Source organism: Variovorax sp. UMC13 (assembly GCF_014170375.1).
Lineage (GTDB): Bacteria > Pseudomonadota > Gammaproteobacteria > Burkholderiales > Burkholderiaceae_C > Variovorax.
In genome coordinates, this window is the sequence record NZ_LZZW01000036.1 from 254,997 (window position 1) to 272,541 (window position 17,545).

Consider the following 17,545-nt stretch of genomic DNA (forward strand, 5'->3'; position numbering starts at 1 on the left):
TCAATGGCTCCCTTGCTCGATGGCCGGTGTCGAGGCCGACGAGGCATTCTTGCGCGCCCGGCGACGTTCCATGAAGCTGCTGATCAGCACGAAGAACAGCGGCACGAAGAAGATGCCCAGGGCCGTGCCCACCACCATGCCGCCCAGCACCGCGGTGCCGATCGACTGGCGGCCGCCCGCGCCCGCGCCGGTGCCGATGGCCAGCGGCAGCACGCCGAAGCCGAAGGCCAGCGAGGTCATCAGGATGGGCCGCAGCCGCAGGCGCACCGCCTGCAGCGTGGCCTCGATCACGCTCTTGCCCTGCTCGTGCAGCTGCTTGGCGAACTCCACGATCAGGATCGCGTTCTTCGACGACAGCCCCACGGTGGTGAGCAGCCCGACCTGGAAGTACACGTCGTTGCTGAGGCCGCGGGTCCAGGTGAACAGCAGCGCGCCCACCACGCCCAGCGGCACCACCAGGATCACCGAGAAGGGCACCGACCAGCTCTCGTAGAGCGCGGCCAGGCACAGGAACACGAACAGGATCGAGATGGCGTAGAGCATCGGCGCCTGCGCGCCCGACAGCCGCTCCTGGTAGGAGGCGCCGGTCCATTCGTAGCCGATGCCCTGCGGCATCTGCTTCATCACCTCTTCCACCGCCAGCATCGCCGCGCCCGAGCTCACGCCCGCGGCCGCGTCGCCCACGAATTCGTAGCTGGGGCTGCCGTTGTAGCGGATCAGCTGCGGCGAGCCGTAGGTCCAGCGCGTGCTCGAGAAGGCGCCGAAGGGCACCATCTGGCCCAGCGTGTTGCGCACGCTCCAGCGGCCGATGTCGCTGGGCAGCATGCGGAAGGCGGTGTCGCCCTGCATGTAGACGCGCTTCACCCGGCCGTTGTTGAGGAAGTCGTTGACGTAGGTGCCGCCCATCGCGGTCGACAGCGTGCTGTCGATGGCGCTGGTGTTCAGGCTCAACGCACCGGCGCGCGCATCGTCGATGTCGACCGCGAACTCGGGCGTGTCTTCCAGGTTGTTGCTGCGCACGTTGGCCATCTCGGGCCGCGCGTTGAGCAGCTGCAGCGCCTGGTCGCGCGCCTTGAGCAGCGCGTCGTGGCCCAGCGCGTTCAGGTCCTTGAGGAAGAAGTTGAAGCCCGCGTTGGCGCCCAGCCCGCGCACCGCCGGCGGCAGCAGCACGAAGATGCGCGCGTCGCGGATGGTCGACAGGTCGCGGCTCGCGCGCCGCGTGATGGCCGCGGCCGAGCTGTCCTTGCCGGTGCGCTCGCTCCAGTCCTTGAGCTTGACGAAGGCGCGGGCCGAGCTCTGGTCGCCGTTCTGGCCGGTCAGCAGGTTGATCGCGACGACTTCGGGCTGCTTGTCGAAATAGTCCTGCACCTGCTGGATCACCGGCTGCAGCCGGGCGTTCGACGAACCCGGCGGCAGCGTGATCTGCACCTGCACAAAGCCCTGGTCCTCGTCGGGCAGGAAGGAGGTGGGCAGGCGCAGGAACATGAAAGCCATCACCGCGCAGATGCCCACGTAGACCAGCAGGCTGCGCTTGCCGCGGCGCAGGATGCCGCCCACGATGCCCTGGTAGCGGTCGGCGCCGCTGTCGAAGCGGCGGTTGAAGCCGGCGAAGAAGCGGTCGACGTAGCCCAGGGGACCCTTGCGCGGCGCGCCGTGCGGCGAGTGCGCGCCCTTGGGCACCGGCTTGAGCAGCGTGGCGCACAGCGCCGGCGTGAGCGTGAGCGCGACCAGCACCGACAGCACCATCGCCGAGACGATGGTGATCGAGAACTGGCGGTAGATCACGCCGGTCGAGCCGCCGAAGAAGGCCATCGGGATGAACACCGCCGACAGCACCAGCGCGATGCCCACCAGCGCGGGCGTGATCTCGGCCATCGACTTCTTGGTCGCCTCCTTGGGCGACAGGCCCTCCTCGCTCATCACCCGCTCGACGTTCTCGACCACCACGATGGCGTCGTCCACCAGGAGGCCGATGGCCAGCACCATGCCGAACATGGTCAGCGTGTTGATCGAATAGCCGAACACCGAGAGCACCCCGAAGGTGCCCAGCAGCACCACCGGCACCGCGATCGCGGGGATCAGCGTGGCGCGGAAGTTCTGCAGGAAGATGTACATCACCAGCACGACCAGCAGCATGGCCTCGGCCAGTGCCTTCACCACCTCGTCGATCGACGCGCTCACGAAGGGCGTGGTGTCGTAGCTCACGAAGGTCTCGAGCTGGTTCGGGAAGAAGGGCTTGAGCTCGGCGATCTTGGCGTTGACGGCCGCCGCCACCTGCACCGCGTTGGCGCCGTCGGCCAGCACCACGCCCAGGCCGGCGCCGGGCCGGCCGCTGAGCACCGAACGCACCGTCAGGTTCTCGGCGCCGAGTTCGATCCGCGCCACGTCCTGCAGCCGCACCACCGCGCCGTCGGGCGTGGCGCGCAGCACCACGGCACCGAACTGCTCCACCGTCTTGAGCTTGCTGCGCGCGGTGATGGTGGCGTTGAGCTGCTGGTTGCCGGTGGCGGGCAGCGCGCCCAGCTGGCCGGCCGAGACCTGCGCGTTCTGGGCCTGCAGCGCGGTGTTCACGTCCGAGGGCATGAGCGAGTACTTGCGCAGCTTGTCGGGGTCGAGCCAGATGCGCATCGCGTAGCCGGTGCCCAGCGTCTGCACCTCGCCCACGCCGTCGATGCGGCTGATCACGTCGACCAGGTTGCTGGTGATGTAGTCGCCCACGTCCACCGCCGAGGCGCTGCCGTCGTCCGAGTACATCGAGACGATCATCAGGAAGTCGTTGCCGCCCTTGATCACGAACACGCCGCGGGTCTGCACCTGCTGCGGCAGCCGCGCCATCGCGGGCTGCAGCTTGTTCTGCACCTGCATCTGCGCCACGTCGATGTTGGTGCCCGGGGCGAAGGTCAGCTGGATGCGCGAGACGCCTGAGGAGTTGCTGGTGCCCTGGATGTAGAGCAGGTTGTCCACGCCGGTCATCTGCTGCTCGATCACCTGCGTGACCGAGTCCTCCACCGTCTTGGCCGAGGCGCCGGTGTAGGTCGAGACGATGGACACGCGCGGCGGTGCGATGTCCGGGTACTGCTCAAGCGGCAGCGTGCGGATCGACATCAGGCCCGCGAGCATGACCACGATGGACAGCACCCACGCGAAGATGGGGCGGTCGATGAAGAACTGTGCCATGCGGGTTCCTCAGCGCGCGGCCACGACGGCCGTGCCGGCGACGCTGGCCGCCGCGCCGGGCGACTTCGCGGCTGGGTTGGCGCCCGTGGGCACCACCTCCGACGCGCGCACCGTGTCGCCCGGGCGGGCGCGCTGCGAGCCCTCGACCAGCACGCGCTCGCCCGCGGCCAGGCCGCTGAGCACCTGCCAGCGGTTGCCCATCGCGCGGCCGACCACGATCGCGCGCTTGACCAGCTTGTTGTCGGCGTCGACCACCAGCGTCGAGGCGCTGCCGTCGGGCGCGCGCGTCACGGCCTGCTGCGGGATCAGCAGCGCGGCCTCGTTCACGCCCTCCTGCAGCACCGCGCGCACGTACATGCCGGGCATCAGCATGCGGTCGGGGTTGGGCACCAGCGCGCGCAGCGTGACGCTGCCGGTGCCGGCATCGACGGTCACGCCGGAGAAGGTCAGGCGGCCGGGGTGCGGGTACGCCGTGCCGTCTTCCAGCAGCAGCTTGATCGGCGCCTCGTTGGCGTTGCCGCGCTGCAGTCGCCCTTCGGCCAGGTCGCGCTTGAGGCGCAGCAGCTCGCTGCTGGACTGCGTGACGTGCACGTGCACCGGGTCGAGCTGCTGCACCGTGGTGAGCGCGGTCGCCTGGTTGGCCGTGACCAGCGCGCCGGGCGTGACGCTCGAGAGCTCGACCCAGCCGGTGATCGGCGAGTTGATGCGGGTGTAGCCCAGGTTGATGCGTGCCGTCTGTTCGGCCGCGCGCGCCACCGCCACGTCGGCCTCGGCCTGCAGCGCGGCCGCCTGGGTGGCTTCGTTGACCTGCTGGCTGATCGCGTCGATCTTGACCAGTTCGGCATTGCGCCTGGCCACCGTGCGGGCCGTGGCCAGCGTGGATTCGGCCTTGCGCACGTTGGCCTGCGCGCTGGCATGGACCGCCTGGAACGGCGCCGGATCGAGCTGGTAGAGCGCCTGGCCTTCCTTGACCTGCGAGCCCTCGGTGAACAGCCGCTTCTGGATGATGCCGCCCACCTGGGGCCGGATCTCGGCGATCACCGGCGCCACGGTGCGGCCCGACAGCTCGGTGCTGAAGGCCAGCCGCTCGGTCTTGAGCGTCACCACCCCGACCTCGCGGACCTGCGCCGGCTTGGCCGCCTTGGCGCTGTCGGTGCGGGAGCAGCCGGCGGCCACCAGGGCGGCGACCAGACCCAGGGCAAGGCCGATTCGGAGCCCGCGGGAGGCGGTGGCGGGCGGCACGGGTCGGGCAAGGTGGGGCATGGGAGCGCAGTGAATAGGTGGGCGAACGCAGAGTGTGAAACAGCCGGGGGTATCGAGTTCAACGCCAGGCTTTGCAAGCGGTCAGCTTTACCGAACTTCACAAAGAAAGCTGCCGCTGGTGGTGCCATGCAAGTGCGATGCCTGCAATCGGCGGCTCGACGGCACCTGGATGCACTCCCTGTCGGGCCGCCCGGCCCGCCGGGATTCTGCCGCAACGCAGCTTTTCGTGGGCGGCTTCGTGCGGCCGCCGCTGGACACCCGGCGCGCCAGACGGTACACCGCTGGGATGACAGACATCTGGCGCCTCTCCGCCTCCGACGTCGCGGCCCTGATCGCGCAACGCAAGCTCTCGGCCGTCGAGGCCGCCCAGTCGGCGCTGGCCCGGCTCGCCGCGGTCAACCCGCGGCTCAATGCCGTGGTCGACTGGCGGCCCGACGCCGTGCTGGCCCGCGCCGACGCCATCGACGCGGCGCTGGCGCGCGGCGAGCGCCTGGGCCCGCTGGCGGGCGTGCCGGTCACCGTCAAGGTCAACATCGACCAGGCCGGCTTCGCCACCACCAACGGCGTGCGGCTGCAGAAGGACCGCATCGCCGCCACCAACAGCCCGGTGGTCGACAACCTGGAGCGGGCCGGCGCGGTGATCGTCGGGCGCACCAACACCCCCGCCTTCAGCTACCGCTGGTTCACCGACAACCGGCTGCACGGCCGCACGCTCAACCCGCGGCATGCGGCGCTCACGCCGGGCGGCTCCTCCGGCGGCGCCGCCTCGGCCGTGGCCGCGGGCATCGGCCACATCGCGCACGGCACCGACATCGCGGGCTCGATCCGCTACCCGGCCTACGCCTGCGGCGTGCACGGCCTGCGCCCCTCGCTGGGGCGGGTGGCGGCCTTCAACGCCTCCGGCCCCGAACGCACCATCGGCGGCCAGATCACCGCCGTCTCGGGCCCGCTCGCGCGCACCGTGGCCGACCTGCGGCTGGCGCTGGCGGCCATGTCGGGCCCCGACGACCGCGATCCGTGGTGGGTGCCCGCTCCGCTGGAAGGCCCCGCCCAGCCTCGCAGCGCCGCGCTGTGCCTGCGGCCCGACGGGCTGGCCACCGCGCCCGCGATCTGCGCGGCGCTGCACGACGCGGCCGAGCGCCTGCGCGACGCCGGCTGGACCGTGGAGGAGATCGACGACCTGCCGCCGCTGGAGGAAGCCTGCCGCGTCCAGACCCTGCTGTGGATGGGCGACGGCTACGAAGCCATGGTCGAGGCCGCGCGCCAGGAGGGCGACCCGGGCGCCATCGCCGCGCTCGCCGGCCAGGCCGGCGTGGCCGCATCGCTCGGCGCGGCCCGGTTCTCGACCGCCCTGGCCCAGCGCGCCACGCTGGCCCGCGCCTGGCAGGAATTCTTCGGCGCGCGCTACCCGGTGCTGCTGATGCCCGCCAGCGCCGAACTGCCCTTCGCGGCCGACCTCGACCTGCAGGGCGCCGAGGCCTACGCCCGTGTCTGGGCCGCGCAGACGCCGATGATCGGCCTGCCGCTCACCGGCCTGCCCTCGCTGGTGGTCTCGACCGGCATGGCCGGCGCCAGCCCGGTCGGCGTGCAGCTCGTCGCCGGGCGCTTCCGCGAGGACCTGTGCCTGGCGGCCGGCGAGGCGATCGAGGCGCGGGGCGCGCCGCCGATGCCGGTGGACTGAGCGACGCCGCAGCGGCTCAGCTGGCCGGTGCCAGCCTGCGGGTCATGCGCGCATTGCGCAGCACGACGCCGGCCCGCTCCACGGTCTGCCGCTGATCGACGTTGAAACCCGCGCGCTCGAAGAAGGCCTCGGCCGCCAGGCTCACGTGGGCGAACAGCAGGCCGATCCCGCGCTCACGGGCCGAGGCCTCGATGCGCGCCATCAGCGCCTTGGCCACCCCGCGCCCGCCACAGTCGCCCGCGACGAAGAACATGTCGACGTAGCCCGAAGGCTGCAGGTCGGCAAAGCCCGCGATGCGCCCGTCGAGTTCGGCCACGAAGGGCTGCAGCGCATGCATGCGCGCTGCCCACTGCGCGGCGTCGTGCTCCGCCGGCGCCCAGGCCGCGCGCTCGGCGGGCGTGTAGTACGGGGCGGCGAGGGTGTGGACGGAGGATTCGAAGACGGCGCGCAGGGCGGGGGCATCGGCGGGCGCGAAGACCCGGATGCGCGGCGGCGCATCGAAACGGCCGGCGCTCACCATCGGGCAGGCGCCGCGAAGCGATGGCGCTGGCCGGCCGCGCCGACGGAGGCGATCAGGTCGTCCGCGATCGTGGAGCTCGCCCTGGCGAAGGCGTGGAACTGCACCCGGGGTAGCGCAGGCAAGCCCTCGGGGCGGCCCAGCGCGCGCAAGCCATCCTGCAATTGGCTGCGGGCCACGGGCGTGACGGCGAAGCCGGCCTTGGCCGCGGACAGGCAGCCCGCCATGCTGCTGCTCTCGAAGCCCACGCTCCAGGCGCGGCCGGCCTTGTTCAGGGCGGCGACCGCCGCCTCGCGGTAGACGCAAGGCTCGGGGAAGACGGCCAGCACCAGCGCGGCGCTGTCGTCGAACGTGCCCTCGCCGCCGTACGCCCAGACGAGTTCCTCTTCCCAGAGCAGCTCGCCGCTGGCCCCGGTGCCGGCGCACTGCTTGCCGAACACGACGTCGAGCCGTCCCCGCTGGAGCAGCTTCACGAGGTCCGCCGTGATGCCGACCTTGAGTTCGATCGGGGCGCCCGGATGCCAGCGCTTGTAGGTCTGCAGCACGCCGGCCAGCCAGGTGCCCGCGAAATCCTCGCTGGCCCCGACCCTCAACCTTCCGGCCGGGGCGCTGTTCAGGCGTGCGCGCACCTCGCGCTCCAGCCCCACGATGCTGCGCGCATAGGTGTGCAGCAGCTGGCCCGCGGGCGTGAGCTGCAGGCTGCGCGTGGTGCGCTTCAGCAGCACGGTGGAGGCGGCGAGCTCCAGGCGCTTGATGTGGCCGCTGACCGCGGACGGCGTCAGGGCCAGCTGTTCGGCGGCCAGGCCGAAGCCGCCCGACTCGACGACCTCGAGGAAGGTCCGCAGCAGAGTGATGTCGAAGACGGGTGCGGTGCTGGTCATCGCGGCGGCAGGAAGAAGAGGCGGTTTGGATTCATCACGATTCATCGTCAGTTTCAGTGAATTGATCATGAATCGTCAACCCCGTCGGTCCTAGCCTTGGCGGTCTCAATTCGAAAGGATGCACAGGATGAGCCGCTATTCAACGGTCAGGACGCCCACGCTGGCGATTGGCTACCTGGAATGGAACCCCACCGGCAGCCGCAGCGCCGTGCTGCTGCACGGCTGGCCCGACAGCCCGGAGACATGGAACGGCGTGGCCGAGCGCCTGGCCGCGCAGGGTTACCGGGTGCTGTGCCCGGCACTGCGGGGCTTCGGCCCCACGCGCTTTCTCGCGGCCGACACGCCGCGCAGCGGCGAGCTGGCGGCGCTCGGGCGCGACCTGCTCGATTTCCTCGATGCGCTGCACCTCGAGCGTCCGCTGCTCGTCGGCCACGACTGGGGCGCGCGCGCCGTGGCGAACGCCTGCGGGCTGCGTGCCGACGCCGCCTCGGCGATGGTGATGCTTTCCGTCGGCTACGGCACCAACGACCCGCACCAGGCGATCAGCCATGCCCAGGCGCAGGCCTACTGGTACCACTGGTTCATGGCCACGCCCCGCGGGCAGCAGGCGATCGTCGAGGAAGACGCCAAGGCCTTCGCCCGCACGATGTGGGACACCTGGTCACCCCAGGGCTGGTACACCGCCACCGCCTTCGAGGAGGCGGCCCGGGCCTTCGAGAACCCGGACTGGGCGGCCGTGGTGCTGCATTCCTACCGCCACCGCTGGGGCTTCGTGCCCGGCGACCCGGCCTATGCGGAGGACGGGCGCAGGCTGAACCCTGCCCCGCGGCTGTCGGTGCCGACGCTGGTGCTGCACGGCGGGGCCGACGCCTGCAACCACCCCGACACCTCCGCCGGCAAGGAGGCCTCCTTCTCCGGCCCCTACCAGCGCATCGTGTTGGCCGGCGTGGGGCATTTCCCGCAACGCGAGGCGGCGGCCGAGGTGGCGGATGGGATCCTGCGCTTCGTCCAAAGCCATGTCTGAGTGTGCGGCCCGGGTGCCGCCTGCATGGCGGTCGGCGTCAGAGCATGTCGATCGCTTCGACCACGGCGCCTTCCGTCGGGACGCGGCGCACCGAGTTGCCGGCAGGGTCGTACAGGACCACTGCGCCCGTGGTGGCGAAGACGAGCCGGCCTTTTTCGACCTTGCCGTCGCCACGGATGACGGCCACGCAGTCTGCGCCGCGGGGGCGCTTTCCCTCGATCTTTGGTGCGCGCTGCATCAGGGTGTCGATGCGCTGCTGGCGTGAGATGCAGACCTTGGGCTCGACCACCCAATGGCGGATGTGGACCTCGCCTGCGGAGAGGCCGGCGATGGGAACCAGTGCCAAGGCGGTGCTCAGAACCAGCAACGCCAGAAAGCCGCCGATCACCATCGCGGGAGTCGCAAGCGTGACGAACGCCGGGACGAAGAGCACCAGCAGCAGCGGTTCAATCCAGCGTTTGTCTTGCACGCGCTTGCGTACCTGGGCGCGTGTGCGTTGCGCCGCCGCTGACGCCATCCCCCGCTTTCCGAACCACCAAAGCGCAAGGAGCGCTGGGAGGAGGATGGAAAAAACAAAGGACATCTTCCAGAGCCCCCAAATCATTGGGCTCAGGCGTCCCCATACCTCCGCAACGAAGCCCCATGTGTCAGGCTGCGAGATGCCTGCAAACACCTGAGCTACAGCCCATCCACCCAGGTTGAACAGGTCGATGGCCGAGCTGAAGAGCGTGGCGTGCGGAACGCCCAGCGTGCTCTGGACGGCGAGCGCCACACCGTAGCCCAGCAAGGCCAGCACGATGCCGGCAGTGGAAGCCAGGGCCAGCACCACACCCAGCCAGTGGGTGCCACGCTTGGCCAGCGCATCCTTGCCCTCGTCGTCGCTCGCGCGTGTCTCCACAGCGGGCGCGAGCAAGCGCAAGCCGGTGTCCGGGTCGCTCACGACGGTGTGGGTTACCGCCCCGCCACCGACCACCCCGCATGCAGGTTGGCCTTGTCGTTCTCGTATTCCCAGCGCGTGCCGCAGCGGTCGCAGCGGTAGCTGGTGACGGTCACCGAGCGGCCGTCCTCGCGTTCTTCCTTGCGGTTGCTGCCCTGCACCAGCTCGGCATGGCCCGGCGCGCGGCGCCAGTTGCGCTGGATGCCGGTGCAGGGTTCGCACAGCTCCATCTTCTTCTGATCGGCCTGTCGGGCGCTTGCGATGCTCATGATGGGGCTCGTTTCGTGATGGCGAAGATGGGGTGGCTCAATGGTGGTGGCCGCCGGCGCCATGCACATGGCGGTGCTCCAGCTCCTCGGGGGCGGCGGCGCGCACTTCCAGCACCTTGAGCGCGAAGCGCAGTTCCAGGCCGGCCAGCGGGTGGTTGCCGTCGAGCAGCACCTTGTCGCCCTTGATCTTCTTCACGTAGAAGACGTGCGGCGTGCCCTGGTCGTCGCGGCCTTCGAGCTGGCCACCGACCTTCACGCCCGGCGGGAACTCGCTCTTGGGAATGGTGCGTTCCAGCGCGGGGTCGCGCACGCCGAAGGCGTCTTCGGGCTTGAGCTGCAGCGTGACGGCGTAGCCGGCTTCCTTGCCGTCCAGCGCTTCCTCGATCTTGGGCAGCGTGTTGTCGTAGCCGCCATGCAGGTAGCCCATGGGCTCCTTGGCTTCCTCGATGAGCTTGCCCTGCAGGTCGCTGACCTTGTAGCGGAGGGTGACGACGGTGTCTTTTTCGATTTTCATGGGGGGATTGTCCCGCAGAGCGGCCGCGGCTGCACCCTGGGCACCGTCTGCCGACGCCTGGATTCCCTCTTCAACGCGGCCGGTACACCCGTCCGAGCGCCGTCGCCAGCGCCATCGACACCCGCTGGCGCGCCAGCGTCAGCGCCGGCAGCGACGCCAGCGGCCCGCGCGTGAAGCGATAGAAGGCCTGGCTCGCGACCGACGGCGGCCGCCCGCGCAGCGCGCCTCGGAAATGCCGGCCCTGCCAGGGCTTGGCCGCGCCCACCGCATGCGACAGGTGCCGCCCGCCCGGCACGAAATCCATCGCCTCCGGACCGTGCGTGCACAACGGGGCGTCGTCCAGCATCAGGGCGAAGTTGAGCGCGTCCTCGTCGGTCGAATGAAAGGGATGGTCGGGCGCGCCGAGCTTGCGTTGCTGCAGCGCGCCGCCGTGTTCCGCGGCGATGCGCTCGCAGAGGCGCTGCCAGGTGGTGAGCAGCGCGTCATGCCTGCGCGGCACGGCGACGAAGCCGCTGTTGTAGTAGCGGGCCAGCGCGCGCTGTGGCAGCGCGCCCTGTGCGGCAGCAAAGAAGCGTCGCCAGCCCTCGCGTCGGGGGTGATCCGAGGGCAGCGCGCCTTCGAGGTCCTCGACCAGCGCGACCTCGCCACCGGCGAACCAGGCCTCGATCTCGGCCCACGCGCATTTCACGACCAGGTCCGGGTCGAGGTAGACCACTGCCTCGGCGGCAGGTGCGTGCACGTGCAGCAGTTCCCGCATGAAGGCCGCCTTCTGGTAGTTGAGGCTGCGCGGCGGATCGAGTGCCAGGGTCTGCAGCGCCACTTCGGGCGTGACCTGCAGCCGACCTGCTCGGCGGTCGAAACCCGCATGCCGCGCCAGCCATGCGGGCAGCGGCCCGCGGTGCCCGGCCCACACCGTGCCCTCGAACCCGGCCGCCACCAGCGAGTTCACCAGCGTCGCCACGCCGTGGTGGTAGTGGCCTTCGAAGAGGGTGCAGACGGTGGAGCGCATGGCAGGGATGATCGCGCACCGGGCGGCGCCCGCCTGTCGCCATCTGCAGAATCGCTTCATGCCCCGCATCGCCCTCCTCTCCGACACCCACGGCCTGCTCCGCCCCGAGGCCCTGGCCTTCATTGCCGGCAGCGACCACATCGTCCACGGCGGCGACATCGGCGGCCCGGACATCCTGGCGCAGCTGGCGGCCATCGCGCCCTTGAGCGTGGTGCGTGGCAACAACGACAGCGGGCCGTGGGCCGAGGCCATCCCGCTCTCGCTGACCGTCACGCTGGGCGGCGTGGCGGTGCATGCGGTGCACGACATCGCCGACCTGCAGCTCGGCCCCGCCGACGCGAACGTGCGGGTGGTGGTGTCCGGCCATTCCCACAAGCCGTCGATGGTCGAGTGCGACGGCATCCTGTTCATCAACCCCGGCAGCGCGGGGCCGCGTCGCTTCAGCCTGCCGATCTCGGTGGCGGAGCTCTTGATCGACGACGGCGGGCGCGTGACGCCGCGGCTGGTCACGCTGACGGTGCCGCCCACGCCCCGCCACCGCTGACCCGGCCCAGGTAATCGCCGCGGAATATGCGGTGATTGGCGCGGCAATCACCGCATGCCAGGTGGCCGTGATCGGCCAACGCAGCAGCAGGGCCGAAGGGGCCTGAAGCGCTTGATCGGTGCAAAACGACGCACAGTACCCGCGCGCTGTGGGCATGCGCCGACGAGGCCGGCGTCGGAATGACTACCGAAGCGACGGCGCCACCGCACTAGCTTGGTTGCTTGTTCACCTTTTCACGAGCCGAACCATGTCCAACCCGCAGAGCCCCACCGCCGCCCCTGACCGCATCGACACGCAATCGGCCGCCTCGCTGGCCGAATGGGCCGGCAAGCTCGACGTGAGCGAAGCGCAATTGAAGGAAGCGGTCGCCAAGGTCGGCGACCGCGCCACCGATGTCGAGCTGCACCTCAAGGGCAGCCGGAGCACCACCAACACCGAGCGCGTCGAGGAGACCGGCGACGCGCCCTGAGGACGGCCTCAGTAGCCCGAGCTGAGATTGCGCCGGGCTTCGTCGCGCTGGCGCTGGGCGCGCACCTCGTCGCAGCGCGGATGGCGGGCGTAGGCTGCTTGGGCGCAATGGTTGGCCTCGCAGCGCGCGGCGAAGGCGAAGAACAGGTGCTGGCAGCCGACGCGCGGGTCGGCCCGGCCTGAGGCCTGGCGCGGCGCCTCGCTCGCCGCGGCCGGCTTCGACGCCGGCGTGACCATCCGCGGCGGCGCCATCGAGGGCGTAACCACGGGTGGCGGGACGGCGGCCGGCAGCGCGCGCTCGATCGGACTTTCGCCGGGCGCCAATGCTGCTTCGAAAGGCACGCTGCTCGACGTCGGCGTCGGCGTCGACGCCGACAAAGACGGCGCGGCCGCCGGAACGGCTGCAGCCAGCGCCACCGGCGTGGGGGCGGCCTTGGGCGCTGTCCCCGCGCCGGGCCACATCGGCGTCAACGTCACCCAGCTCAGCAGCGCGATCAGCGCGACCCCCAGCAGCAGCACCGCGCCGAACCAACCCCAGGCGCCGGGCAGGTCCAGCAGGCGGTGCGCACGCTGCGGCGTCGCATAGGGCGAGGGCCCGCGCGTCGGCGTCAGCGCGGCGGGCAGCGTCTGCAAGGCCGAGGGTCCGGTGGCCGCGAAGGCCGGCAGCTTGGCCGCGCAGCCGCGGCAGAACATGGCCTTGTCGCGGTTGTGCGTCTGGCAGGCCTGGCAGATCACGGTCATGCGCGCTCCTTCGGGCGGCGGGTGGTCACTGCGGCGAGGTGAACACCAGCAGCGAGCGCCCGGTCACCGTGTAGCCGTGGCCGGGTTGGAAGGCCGCATCTTCCTGCGCGTCGAGCGCGGTGTCGACCACCCGCGTCCAGCCCTTGCCTTCGGGCCGCGCGGGCAGCTGGAAGTCGATCGCGCCTTCCCACGAATTGAACACCAGCAGCACGCTGTCGTCGGCCGCGGGCCGCGGCAGCGAGGACGCCGGTGCGTGGCCTTCGAGCAGCAGGCCGAAGCAGCGGGTCTGCGGATCGGTCCAGTGCGCCTCGTCCATCTCGGCGCCGTCGGGCGCGAACCAGACCGAGTCCTTGACCTGCGCCGCCTCGCTCCACTCGCCGCTGAGGAAGCGGTTGCGGCGCAGCACCGGCAGCGTCTGGCGCAGCTGGGTCAGGTGCTGGGTGAAGGCCGTCAGGCTGCGACCCGGAGGCGCGCTGGCGGCCTCCCAGTCGAACCAGGAGATGTCGCTGTCCTGGCAGTAGGCGTTGTTGTTGCCCTGCTGGGTGCGCGCGAATTCGTCGCCGGCCAGCAGCATGGGCGTGCCCTGCGACAGCAGCAGGGTGGCGAGCATGTTGCGCTGCTGGCGGGCGCGCAGCGCGAGCACTTCGGCATCATCGGTCGGGCCTTCGGCGCCGCAGTTCCAGCTGCGGTTGTCGCCGTGGCCGTCGCGGTTGCCTTCGTTGTTGGCCTCGTTGTGCTTCTCGTTGTAGCTGGTGGTGTCGGCCAGCGTGAAGCCGTCGTGCGCGGTGATGAAGTTGACGCTGGCCCAGGGCCGGCGGCCGCGCTTGTTGAAGCGGTCGCCGCTGGCCGTGAGGCATTGCGCCAGCGCCGGCGCCATCGCCTCGTCGCCCTTCCAGAAGGCGCGCACCGTGTCGCGGAAGCCGTCGTTCCACTCGGCCCAGCCGGGCGGGAAGCCACCCACCTGGTAGCCGCCCGGGCCGATGTCCCAGGGCTCGGCGATCAGCTTGACGCTGGACAGCAGCGGGTCCTGTCGGCAGCTGTCGAGGAAGCCGCCGCCTTCGTCGAAGCCGTGATCCTCGCGCGCCAGGATGGTCGCCAGGTCGAAGCGGAAGCCGTCGACGTGCATCTCCGTGACCCAGTAGCGCAGGCTGTCGGTCACCATCTGCAGCACCCGCGGGTGGCTCAGGTTGACCGTGTTGCCGGTGCCGGTGTCGTTGATGTAGTAGCGCGGGCCGGTGCCTTCGCCCTCGGGCATCAGGCGGTAGTAGCTGGCGTTGTCGATGCCCTTGAACGAGAGCGTCGGGCCCATCTCGTTGCCCTCGGGCGTGTGGTTGTAGACCACGTCCATGATCACTTCCAGCCCGTGGGCGTGGAAGCGGTCGACCATGTGCTTGAACTCGTCGATGTTGGGGCCGTCCATGTAGCGCTGGTCGAGCGCGAAGAAGCCGATGGTGTCGTAGCCCCAGTAGTTGGTCAGGCCCTTCTCGGTGAGGAAGGGCTGGTTGAGGAACATCTGCACCGGCAGCAGCTCGACGCTGGTCACGCCCAGCTCCTTGATCGGGCCGATCACCTCGTCCAGCGCCAGGCCGGCGAAGGTGCCGCGGAACAGCTCGGGCACTTTCGGGTGCTTCATGGTGAAGCCGCGCACGTGGGTTTCGTAGAACACGGTCTGGTTCCAGGGCACGCGCACCGCGTCGGTCTGCTTCCACTCGAAGCGCGAATCGACCACCACGCACTTGGGCATGAAGGGCGCGCTGTCGCGCTCGTCGAAGCTCAGGTCGCCGTCGGGATGGCCCACGGTGTAGCCGAACAGCTCCGGGCCCCACTGGAGCTCGCCCATGTGCGCCTTGGCGTAGGGGTCGAGCAGCAGCTTGTGGTGGTTGAAGCGATGGCCCTTCTCGGGTTCGTAGGGGCCGTGCACCCGCAGGCCGTAGCGGGTGCCGGGTTCGAGCCCGGGCACGAAACCGTGCCAGACCTCGTCGGTGTACTCGGGCAGCGTGATGCAGGCGGTCTCGGTGGTGCCGGCCTCGTCGTAAAGGCAGACCTGCACCCGGGTGGCATGGGCCGAGAACACGGCGAAATTGACGCCACGGCCGGTGTAGGTGGCGCCGAGCGGGTGGGGGGCGCCTTCTTCGAGGGCGAGGGGCTGCGAGGGGTCGGGCATGGGGCGGTCCGGGCAAAGAACCGAACTGTGGTCCGGCGCACGGTGCCGCGCCACGGGAAGGCCGCTGCACTTCGCGTAGGCCGGCGCCATGCCTGCGCCGCCTGCGCGGTGCGATCAGCGCATGCGGTCGCCGTCGCGCACCGATTCGACCGCGCCGTTGTAAAGCCGCACGATGCCCAGGAAGGAACCCGGGCCGCGGTCATAGGTCCAGTCTTCCATCGGCACGCACTGGGGCAGCAGCAGCGCATCGGGGCCCTGGCGCCGTTGCGAGGGGAGCACCCAGCCCAGCTGGTAGGTCGGGACGCAGATGCTCTCCCGGTCCAGCGGCTGGCCACACTTCTGCAGCACCGACACGCGCGAGTCGCCCCGGCTCACCAGGTAGCCGTTGCAGCCCAGCGACTGGGCCTGGGCGGCCGGCGCGAGCAGGGCCGCGGCCGCGGCCAGCAGCCAGGGCGCAGCGCCGGCGGCGTGGCGGCGCAGGGCCAGGGAGAGAACGCGGGCGAGGATGTGCATGGCCCAAAGTTTAGGGACAAATCGGGCGCCGTCCCCGGCCCGCGCCGAGCGCCATCACAGGATGATGTTGTTCTTCGGCCGCAGCAGCGGCGGCAGGTCGGCATCGCCCAGCAACTGGCGCAGTTCGACCTCGATCATCCGGTTGATCTGCGCGATCGGCACGTCGTTGGCGCCGCCTTCGAAGGGGTTCTCGGTGCTGGCGCCGACCTGCTCCAGCGTGGTGTACATCCACGAGATCATCACGCTGAAGGGAATCACGAGCCAGACCATGTGACCCTTCATCCAGCCGTTGGCGATGGCGTTGAGGGCATCGAACTCCTTGAGCAGGCCGAAGGGCAGCAGCACGCAGAAGAAGCGGATGAAGAAGGTGTTGATGATCGCGTACTGCCGCGGGTAGGGAAAGTTCTTGATCCGCTCGCTGCGCCCCTGGTGGTCGAGCAGTTCCTTGAGCACCTTCTCCAGCTCGATGAAGAAGTTGATCACGATCTCGCCGCGCTCGAACAGCTCCCGGATCGCGCGGCTCTGGTGCGACATCAGTTGCGTCGCCTTGTTGCGCGCGGCCAGCACGGCGGCGAGCTCGTCCGGCGGCAGCAGCCGCGCGAGTTCGGCCTCGAGCGCGGTCTCCTGCTCCGGCACGTGGTAGTTCCGCTGGTACTCGGCATTGGTGCGCCGGCCGGTGCTCTCCCAGGCGCGCTGCCGGCGCATCTGGTAGCGCAGCACCGTGACCCAGGCGAGGTGGCGGTCGACCAGCTGGCGCGTGAGCCGCTCGTCTTTCAGGTAGTCGCGGCTCATCAGCCCCCAGGCGCGGCTGACGTTGAGGATGCCGCCCCAGACCTGCTGTGCCTCCAGCGTGCGGCCGTAGGTCTGCGTGTTCTTGAAACTCACGATGAAGGCCGTGGCGGTGCCGATCAGCGCGACGACGGTCCACGGCACCGTGAGCCAGCGCCACTGCGCGAGTTCGTACAGGCACACCGGCACCACGCCCAGCGCGAGCAGGACGTAGAGCTCGCGCCGGGTCCAGATCAGGAACTCGGACAGCCGGTAGCCCCGGCCGACGTTCATCGCGCCGCCAGCCAGGCCTCGAAGCCGATCGTGCCGAGCCGCGCGCCGTCGTCCGGCGTGAGCGAGCGCTCGTCGAGCTGGACGCCGAAGTAAGGGGCCTTCGCATCGGCCACCACGGTGCGTGTGTCGCCGATGGCGCGCAGGTAGCGCTGCACCAGCGTGGCCAGGGCCACACGTTCGGGGCCGGCGATCTCGAGCGTGCCGTTGCGCGCCGCGCCGAGGGCCGCATCGGCCACGGCCGTTGCCACGTCGTCCGCGGCGATGGGCTGCACCAGCGCCGGCGACAGGCGCACCGTCTGCCCCTCGGTGGCCGACTGGGCGATGCCGCCCAGGAAATCGAGGAACTGCGTGGCGCGCACGATGGTGTACGGGATGGCGCCGGCCTGGATGAGCTGCTCCTGTGCCAGCTTGGCGCGGAAGTAGCCGCTGCCCTGCAGCCGCTCGGTGCCCACCACCGACAGCGCCACGTGGTGCCGCACGCCCGCCGCGGCTTCGGCCGCGAGCAGGTTGCGCCCCGAGGTCTCGAAGAAGTCGAGCACGACCCGGTCCTCGAAGGAGGGCGAGTTGGCCACGTCGACCACCACCTGCGCGCCCTCGAGCGCCGCGGCCAGGCCTTCGCCCGTGAGGGTGTTGACGCCCGTGTTGGGCGAGGCAGCCACCGCCTGGTGGCCGCGGGCGGCGAGTTGCTTGACGACCCGGCTGCCGATGAGGCCGGTGCCGCCGATGACGACGATCTTCATTTCTTGCCCTTCTGGCGTGTGTTTGACGCCTTGATCGTAGG

The 17,545-nt window shown here is 70.4% G+C and carries 17 protein-coding genes; 4 read left to right on the forward strand and 13 right to left on the reverse strand.

What is annotated here, in order from left to right; translation table 11 throughout:
• Complete coding sequence (locus tag A9977_RS30780; RefSeq protein ID WP_183028602.1) at positions 1-3,177, reverse strand: efflux RND transporter permease subunit; 3,177 nt, start codon at positions 3,175-3,177, stop codon at positions 1-3.
• A gap of 9 nt (positions 3,178-3,186) precedes the next feature.
• The gene (locus A9977_RS30785) at positions 3,187-4,440 is read right to left on the reverse strand and encodes an efflux RND transporter periplasmic adaptor subunit (protein WP_183028603.1); all 1,254 of its coding nucleotides are present in this window, start codon (positions 4,438-4,440) and stop codon (positions 3,187-3,189) included.
• 286 nt (positions 4,441-4,726) lie between these two features.
• Between A9977_RS30785 and A9977_RS30790 the strand changes: the two genes are divergently transcribed.
• Positions 4,727-6,121 (forward strand): amidase family protein, encoded by a 1,395-nt coding sequence (locus tag A9977_RS30790; protein WP_183028604.1) that lies wholly within the window; start codon positions 4,727-4,729, stop codon positions 6,119-6,121.
• Between the two features lie 16 nt (positions 6,122-6,137).
• On the opposite strand, the gene A9977_RS30795 is transcribed toward A9977_RS30790, so the two are convergent.
• Both A9977_RS30795 and A9977_RS30800 read right to left on the reverse strand, forming a co-directional pair.
• The gene (locus A9977_RS30795; RefSeq protein WP_183028605.1) at positions 6,138-6,641 is read right to left on the reverse strand and encodes a GNAT family N-acetyltransferase; all 504 of its coding nucleotides are present in this window, start codon (positions 6,639-6,641) and stop codon (positions 6,138-6,140) included.
• Positions 6,635-7,588 carry a LysR family transcriptional regulator gene (locus A9977_RS30800; RefSeq protein ID WP_183028606.1) on the reverse strand — a complete coding sequence of 318 codons (954 nt, stop codon included), beginning with the start codon at positions 7,586-7,588 and terminating at the stop codon, positions 6,635-6,637. The genes A9977_RS30795 and A9977_RS30800 overlap by 7 nt, the downstream gene beginning before the upstream one ends.
• Before the next feature lie 58 nt (positions 7,589-7,646).
• On the opposite strand from A9977_RS30800, the gene A9977_RS30805 reads away from it, so the two are divergent.
• Positions 7,647-8,543: an alpha/beta fold hydrolase gene (locus A9977_RS30805; protein WP_183028607.1), complete on the forward strand. Its 897-nt coding sequence runs from the start codon at positions 7,647-7,649 to the stop codon at positions 8,541-8,543.
• A gap of 37 nt (positions 8,544-8,580) precedes the next feature.
• On the opposite strand, the gene A9977_RS30810 is transcribed toward A9977_RS30805, so the two are convergent.
• The 4 genes from A9977_RS30810 to A9977_RS30825 all read right to left on the reverse strand — a co-directional run bounded on the left by A9977_RS30810 (position 8,581) and on the right by A9977_RS30825 (position 11,272).
• Positions 8,581-9,483 (reverse strand): hypothetical protein, encoded by a 903-nt coding sequence (locus A9977_RS30810; RefSeq protein WP_183028608.1) that lies wholly within the window; start codon positions 9,481-9,483, stop codon positions 8,581-8,583.
• Positions 9,484-9,494: 11 nt separating this feature from the next.
• Positions 9,495-9,749, reverse strand: coding sequence for a hypothetical protein (locus tag A9977_RS30815; RefSeq protein WP_183028609.1), 255 nt, complete (start codon positions 9,747-9,749; stop codon positions 9,495-9,497).
• A 37-nt stretch (positions 9,750-9,786) separates the two neighbouring features.
• A complete protein-coding gene (locus A9977_RS30820; protein WP_183028610.1) occupies positions 9,787-10,263 on the reverse strand; it encodes a peptidylprolyl isomerase in 477 nt (158 codons plus the stop codon).
• Positions 10,264-10,333: 70 nt separating this feature from the next.
• A complete protein-coding gene (locus A9977_RS30825; RefSeq protein ID WP_183028611.1) occupies positions 10,334-11,272 on the reverse strand; it encodes a hypothetical protein in 939 nt (312 codons plus the stop codon).
• Between the two features lie 58 nt (positions 11,273-11,330).
• On the opposite strand from A9977_RS30825, the gene A9977_RS30830 reads away from it, so the two are divergent.
• Positions 11,331-11,816 (forward strand): metallophosphoesterase family protein, encoded by a 486-nt coding sequence (locus A9977_RS30830; protein ID WP_183028612.1) that lies wholly within the window; start codon positions 11,331-11,333, stop codon positions 11,814-11,816.
• 247 nt (positions 11,817-12,063) lie between these two features.
• A complete protein-coding gene (locus tag A9977_RS30835; protein WP_183028613.1) occupies positions 12,064-12,285 on the forward strand; it encodes a DUF3606 domain-containing protein in 222 nt (73 codons plus the stop codon).
• Between the two features lie 8 nt (positions 12,286-12,293).
• Here A9977_RS30835 and A9977_RS30840 read toward each other — a convergent pair whose 3' ends face one another.
• The 5 genes from A9977_RS30840 to A9977_RS30860 form a co-directional block, all read right to left on the reverse strand.
• Positions 12,294-13,025 carry a hypothetical protein gene (locus A9977_RS30840; RefSeq protein WP_183028614.1) on the reverse strand — a complete coding sequence of 244 codons (732 nt, stop codon included), beginning with the start codon at positions 13,023-13,025 and terminating at the stop codon, positions 12,294-12,296.
• 25 nt (positions 13,026-13,050) lie between these two features.
• Positions 13,051-15,189, reverse strand: a complete 2,139-nt coding sequence (glgX, locus tag A9977_RS30845) for a glycogen debranching protein GlgX (RefSeq protein WP_183028615.1) — start codon at positions 15,187-15,189, stop codon at positions 13,051-13,053.
• Positions 15,190-15,303: 114 nt separating this feature from the next.
• On the reverse strand, positions 15,304-15,702 hold the full coding sequence (locus tag A9977_RS30850; protein WP_183028616.1) for a DUF2845 domain-containing protein: 399 nt from the start codon (positions 15,700-15,702) through the stop codon (positions 15,304-15,306).
• A 54-nt stretch (positions 15,703-15,756) separates the two neighbouring features.
• Positions 15,757-16,764, reverse strand: a complete 1,008-nt coding sequence (locus A9977_RS30855; protein WP_183028617.1) for a bestrophin family protein — start codon at positions 16,762-16,764, stop codon at positions 15,757-15,759.
• Complete coding sequence (locus A9977_RS30860) at positions 16,761-17,504, reverse strand: SDR family oxidoreductase (protein WP_183028618.1); 744 nt, start codon at positions 17,502-17,504, stop codon at positions 16,761-16,763. Before A9977_RS30860 ends, A9977_RS30855 begins: the two co-directional genes overlap by 4 nt.
• Between the last annotated feature and the right edge of the window lie 41 nt (positions 17,505-17,545).